The organism is Acinetobacter sp. CIP 102529 (genome assembly GCF_000368325.1).
In the GTDB taxonomy this organism is placed as follows: domain Bacteria; phylum Pseudomonadota; class Gammaproteobacteria; order Pseudomonadales; family Moraxellaceae; genus Acinetobacter; species Acinetobacter parvus.
In genome coordinates this window covers 499,045-505,044 of sequence record NZ_KB849354.1, presented here as the reverse complement: position 1 = coordinate 505,044, position 6,000 = coordinate 499,045, and the positions used below count along the sequence as shown (strand labels likewise).

Sequence of the window (6,000 nt, the reverse complement as noted above, 5' to 3'; positions counted from 1 at the left end):
GATGAGCGAAAAGCACTTTAAATGTGACTTGTTCCATTTTAGAGATTTGTTTAAGATAAGATATAACTCATTGAGATGTGTCATAGTATTCGTCGTTAGAAAACAATTATTGTGACATTATTTCAATGAGTTATCTATTTTTGTCGTGTACAGAGTTTTTAGACTTTCTAGGGGGGCTAATTTTTTTAGCCCTTATATAAAAATATACGGAGTTGCATATATATGTTTATTCGTATATAAGTATATATAAAGATTCAATTGAGTTTGAGCAAATGACTGCTATTCCAAAAGTTAAGATTTATCACAACCCTGAATGTGGTACATCACGCAATACGTTGGCGTTAATTCGTAATGCCAACATTGAACCTGAAGTGATCGAATATCTTAAAAATCCTCCATCTAAAAGTGAGCTCATTCAGCTGATTGCGGATGCAGGTTTAACTGTGAGAGAGGCCATCCGTAAGAATGTTGATCCTTATCGTGATCTAGAGTTAGACCTTGAGGTTTGGAGGGATGAGAAACTGCTTAACTTTATGCTTCAGTATCCAATTTTGATTAACCGCCCATTCGTGGTGACTGAACTAGGAACTCGTTTAAGTCGCCCGTCAGAACTGGTTTTAGAAATTCTGCCACTCCCACAAAAGGGTGCTTTCACTAAAGAAGATGGTGAACAAGTGCTGGATGCAAATGGGCAGCGATTGAAATAAAAATTTCATGGATATATGTGAATATTGATATATCCATATGTTTGAGTGGGTAAAAATATGGATCAAATCAATTTCTTTAAATGTTTGGCTGATGAAACTCGATTCAACATTGTCATGTTGGTTCTTGGGAATAATGAACAGTGTGTCTGTGATTTGACTGAAAAATTACAGCTGAGCCAACCTAAGATTTCACGGCATTTAGCCTTACTGCGTTCTTCGGGGCTCTTACAAGATCGACGTCAAGGGCAATGGGTCTATTACAGTCTCAATCCTAATTTACCCATTTGGTGCCTAGACATACTTAACACCCTTAAAAATGCTGATTTACAGCCAAAAGTTGCTCCATCATTTCAACAAATTAATAGTTATTGCGAGTAGAACAATATGAAATTCCTTTTTTTGTGTACTGGAAATAGTTGCCGTAGCATTTTGTCCGAAGTGCTTTTTAATAGTCGTGCCCCTGAGGGTTGGAAAGCATACAGTGCAGGTAGTAAGCCATCAGGGCAAGTACATCCATTGACCATAGAAACTTTAGAAAATCTTGGTCTTTCAACAGATGGTTTGTGGAGTAAAACCATTGATGATTGTGAACAATATCAACCTGACGTGGTGATTACGGTTTGTGATTCAGCAGCACAAGAAGCGTGTCCGCTTTATTTAGGCGGAGCGATCAAGGCACATTGGGGTTTGGCTGATCCATCACACTTAGACTTACCTAAAGAAGAAAAATTACAGGCATTCCAAGTGACTGTAGACCATATCAATCGTCGTTTAGATGCTTTATTTGCATTGAATACAGCACATATGTCTCGTCCTGAATTGATTGCTGCAATCAATCACATCTCAGATATTGAATGAGAAAATTATGGCTCAACAAAGATTATCCTTTTTAGATCGTAATCTCACGCTATGGATTTTCATTGCAATGGGGTTGGGAATAGCGATCGGTGTGTTCTTTCCACAAGCCTCAGTGGCATTGGATAAAATGAGTGTGGATTCCGTCAATATTCCAATTGCGATTGGTTTGATTCTGATGATGTATCCACCATTAGCTAAAGTGGATTATGCAGCGCTACCACAAGTGTTTAAAGACAAAAAAACCTTAACTTTGTCCTTAGTACAGAACTGGGTGATAGCACCAGTATTGATGTTTGCCTTAGCCATTGTTTTTCTACATAGCTATCCAGAGTATATGACAGGCTTAATCCTGATAGGACTGGCTCGTTGTATTGCGATGGTCTTGGTGTGGAACGGTTTGGCCTGTGGGGATAACCAATATGTTGCTGCATTGGTGGCTTTTAACAGTATCTTCCAAATTTTATTTTTCAGTACCTATGCTTGGTTGTTCTTGACCTTCTTACCACCTTATTTTGGTGTTGCAGGGCAAGTGATCAATGTGGATTTCTGGACGATTACTCATGCGGTATTCGTGTATTTAGGGATTCCGTTCTTCCTTGGCTTTATGACACGATTTATTCTGGTTCGAGCGAAAGGTTTGGATTGGTATCAAAATGTCTTCTTACCAAAAATTAGCCCACTGAGTTTGCTTGCTTTGTTGTTCACGATTGTGGCGATGTTTAGCCTCAAAGGAAATGATGTGGTGAGTTTACCACTGGATGTTTTACGTATTGCCATTCCATTGACCATTTACTTTATTGTGATGTTCTTCATCAGCTTCTTTATGAGCAAATGGATGGGCAATGATTACCCTAAAACTACAGCAATTTCCTTTACTGCTGCGGGGAATAACTTTGAATTGGCGTTGGCTGTAGCGATTGCAACTTTTGGTTTAGCTTCACCTGTGGCGTTTACTACTGTAATTGGTCCACTGGTTGAAGTACCAGTGTTGATTGCTTTAGTCAGTGTGTCTTTGTGGCTCAGAAAAAAGTTTTTTAAAGCAGAGGTGTAATTTCTATGACTCTCCCAAATGTAGATATGAATCTTCTCGATCAACCGACTTTAGAAAAAGTACAAGCTAAAGAGCTGGATCATCCACCGCGTATTTTGCTGCTGTATGGTTCAAACCGTGAGCGCTCATACAGCCGATTGGCGGTGATGGAAGCAGGACGTATTTTGGAGCAGTTTGGCGCTGAAGTAAAAATCTTTCATCCAAAAGGCCTACCCTTACCCGAAGATGCAGACACAGAACATCCAAAGGTGAAAGAGTTGCATGATTTACTCGCTTGGGCTGAAGGAATGGTGTGGTGCTCACCTGAACGTCATGGCTCCATGAGTTCAATTTTCAAATCACAAATTGACTGGATACCATTGGCAGGCGGTGCAATTCGAGCAACGCAAGGAAAAACTTTGGCATTGATGCAGGTTAGTGGCGGTTCGCAGTCCTTTAACAGCTTAAACCAGATGCGTATTTTAGGCCGTTGGATGCGCATGATCACCATTCCAAATCAATCATCTATTCCAAAAGCTTTTTTAGAGTTTGAAGAAGATGGACGGATGAAACCTTCATCCTTCTATGATCGAATTGTCGATGTAATGGAAGAACTATATAAGTTCACCTTGCTCACTCGTGGACAAAGTTAGTACCTCACAGATCGTTATTCAGAGCGAAAAGAGTCGGCAGAAGAATTATCTAAGCGGGTCAATCAACGTAGCTTATAAACTTTAGGTGATCAGAAATGCAAAAGAGACATTCTAAATTAGTGATCTTAGGTTCAGGGCCTGCGGGTTATAGCGCTGCTGTGTATGCAGCACGTGCAAACTTAAAACCTACATTGATAGCGGGTATACAACTTGGTGGTCAATTAACAACGACCACTGAGGTAGATAACTGGCCGGGCGACCCAGAAGGTTTAACTGGTCCTGCACTTATGGAAAGAATGCAAGCCCATGCTGAACGCTTTGGTACAGAGATTGTGTATGACCACATCAATGAAGTTGATTTAAGCGTCCGTCCATTTGTGCTAAAAGGCGACATGGAAGAATTTACTTGTGATGCACTGATTATTGCAACAGGTGCGACAGCACAATACTTGGGTCTTGAATCTGAAGCTAAATTCATGGGTCAAGGTGTCAGTGCATGTGCAACTTGTGATGGTTTCTTCTATAAGAACCAAAAAGTCATGGTCGTGGGTGGTGGTAACACAGCAGTTGAAGAAGCACTTTATCTTTCTAATATTGCTGAGCATGTCACCTTAGTTCACCGTAGAGACAGTTTACGTTCAGAGAAAATTCTACAGGATCATCTTTTTGCCAAAGAAAAAGATGGCAAAATTAGCATTCTTTGGAACAATCAAGTTGATGAGGTCATAGGTGATAATACTGGTGTCACATCAGTTCGCTTGAAATCAACTTTGGACCAAACTATACAAGATGTTGAAGTACAGGGCTTATTTGTTGCTATTGGTCACAAACCGAATACAGGTATGTTTGACGGTCAACTCAACCTACGTGAAGGCTACATTCAAGTACAAAGTGGTACTTCAGGCAATGCAACAGCAACTTCTGTGGCAGGAGTATTTGCTGCGGGTGACGTTGCTGACAGCATTTATCGCCAAGCAATCACTTCGGCAGGCTCAGGCTGTATGGCAGCTTTGGATGCAGAAAAGTATCTTGATCAATTGAGCAATTGAAAGGCTCATTTAAACGCTTGAAAATTTTATAAAATACGCCCAGTCTGTTGAGTAGACTGGGCGTTATTTTGATTATGACTATAAATAATAGGAGAGAAGCTTTGACTCAATTACAAACTGAAGTCGATGTAATCATTATTGGTGGTGGTCAGGCAGCCCTTGCCACAGCTTATTTCCTCAAACGTAAGAAAATTCCATTTATTATTTTAGATGACCAATCTCAGGCAGGTGGTGCATGGTCACATGCTTGGGAATCTCTTCGTCTTTTTTCTCCAAATACTTGGAGTTCATTGTCAGGTTGGATGATGCCCACAACTGAGCAGACTTACCCAACGCGAAATGAAGTGATTGGCTACTTGTCAGCATACGAGCAACGATATCAATTTCCAATTATTCGACCAATTCATGTCGACCATATAGAACAAAAAGATGGCTATTTAGATGTGTATGCTGGCGATCAATATTGGCGAGCTAAAGCGGTGGTCAGTGCTACTGGGACATGGAGTCAGCCTTATATTCCCCATTATGAAGGATATGAACGATTTGAAGGATTACAAACGCATTCAGCACATTATGTAAATCCAGAGCCTTTTATCAACAAGAAAGTGATTGTAGTTGGTGGTGGTAACTCAGGGGCACAAATTCTTGCCGAAGTCTCAAAAGTTGCAGATACCACTTGGGTCACAGTAACACCACCTCAATTTTTATCGGATGATGTTGATGGGCGTGTTTTATTTCTTCGGGCAACTGAACGTTTAAAAGCCCAACAGGAAGGTCGTGTGATTGATCAACCCGTTGGTGGTCTGGGTGATATTGTCATGATAGACAGTGTCAAAGAGGCCCGCGAACGTGGCGTACTACATAGTAGAGAGCCTTTTACCTCATTTGAGGAGCATTCCGTTGTTTGGGCTGATGGTACAAGACAAGCAGTAGATGCTGTGATTTGGTGTACAGGGTTCAAAGCTTCATTGACTCACTTAAGAAGTCTTGATGTGGTAGAGCCTGATCAGACAGTTACTGTGAATGATGGGCGCTCAGTAAAAATAAATAACCTTTGGTTGGTTGGCTATGGGGAATGGACAGGCATGGCATCCGCAACACTCATTGGGGTTTCTAGAACAGCAAGAGCAACTGTAGATCAAATAGCTGCTTATTTGGCTAGGATCAATTACTAAAGTTAAGGACTGAAGGAACTATTGGTCAAGTGATAGATCATTTAAAGACTACAAAACGGCCATTACCACCAGATCGAATAATTAGAAGGGAGGAGGAGCTTCTTTCATTTATAGATACACCTAAAGAGGAATGGTCTTCAACACTACAACGTTATAATAAATTAAGAGAAATCGAATATAAGGAAGTTATCGAGGTTACAAAGTTTATTGAAAAACAGACTCCTTTTGCAACGCAGCATAGTGTAAAGGGGGCTGAGTTTGAGAATGTATTAGTGGTCTTAGGTGGTGGCTGGAATCACTATAAGTGGCCACAGCTTTTAGAGTTACTTGAGACTAAAAAATTGACTAAAGCAAATACGAAAGGTTTTTTATAGAGCACGTAATCTTTTTTATGTTTCCATTTCTTGCCCAATGACGAGGCTAGCTGTGTTAGCTACTCAAACACTATCTGATACAGCTCTTGTAACTGTGAATAATCTATTGGGGAGTGAAAATATTGAAGATTTATGTTTTGATACATAAAAATAA

Annotated in this window: 7 protein-coding genes and 1 pseudogene; all 8 read left to right on the top strand. The window is 40.3% G+C overall.

Annotation, left to right across the window (positions count from 1 at the left end):
- Positions 1-272 precede the first annotated feature (272 nt).
- Positions 273-707 (top strand): arsenate reductase (glutaredoxin), encoded by a 435-nt coding sequence (arsC, locus tag F972_RS04555; protein ID WP_004644582.1) that lies wholly within the window; start codon positions 273-275, stop codon positions 705-707.
- 57 nt (positions 708-764) lie between these two features.
- On the top strand, positions 765-1,085 hold the full coding sequence (locus F972_RS04550) for a metalloregulator ArsR/SmtB family transcription factor (RefSeq protein WP_004644580.1): 321 nt from the start codon (positions 765-767) through the stop codon (positions 1,083-1,085).
- 6 nt (positions 1,086-1,091) lie between these two features.
- On the top strand, positions 1,092-1,565 hold the full coding sequence (locus F972_RS04545) for an arsenate reductase ArsC (RefSeq protein WP_004644579.1): 474 nt from the start codon (positions 1,092-1,094) through the stop codon (positions 1,563-1,565).
- 7 nt (positions 1,566-1,572) lie between these two features.
- Positions 1,573-2,616 carry an ACR3 family arsenite efflux transporter gene (arsB, locus tag F972_RS04540; RefSeq protein WP_004644578.1) on the top strand — a complete coding sequence of 348 codons (1,044 nt, stop codon included), beginning with the start codon at positions 1,573-1,575 and terminating at the stop codon, positions 2,614-2,616.
- 5 nt (positions 2,617-2,621) lie between these two features.
- Positions 2,622-3,326 (top strand): annotated as a pseudogene (gene arsH, locus F972_RS04535) (arsenical resistance protein ArsH).
- A gap of 17 nt (positions 3,327-3,343) precedes the next feature.
- Positions 3,344-4,297, top strand: coding sequence for a thioredoxin-disulfide reductase (trxB, locus tag F972_RS04530; RefSeq protein WP_004681738.1), 954 nt, complete (start codon positions 3,344-3,346; stop codon positions 4,295-4,297).
- Between the two features lie 101 nt (positions 4,298-4,398).
- Complete coding sequence (locus tag F972_RS04525; protein ID WP_004644575.1) at positions 4,399-5,472, top strand: ArsO family NAD(P)H-dependent flavin-containing monooxygenase; 1,074 nt, start codon at positions 4,399-4,401, stop codon at positions 5,470-5,472.
- Between the two features lie 29 nt (positions 5,473-5,501).
- Positions 5,502-5,846 carry a restriction endonuclease subunit S domain-containing protein gene (locus tag F972_RS16210; RefSeq protein WP_004644574.1) on the top strand — a complete coding sequence of 115 codons (345 nt, stop codon included), beginning with the start codon at positions 5,502-5,504 and terminating at the stop codon, positions 5,844-5,846.
- The last annotated feature ends 154 nt before the right edge of the window (positions 5,847-6,000 follow it).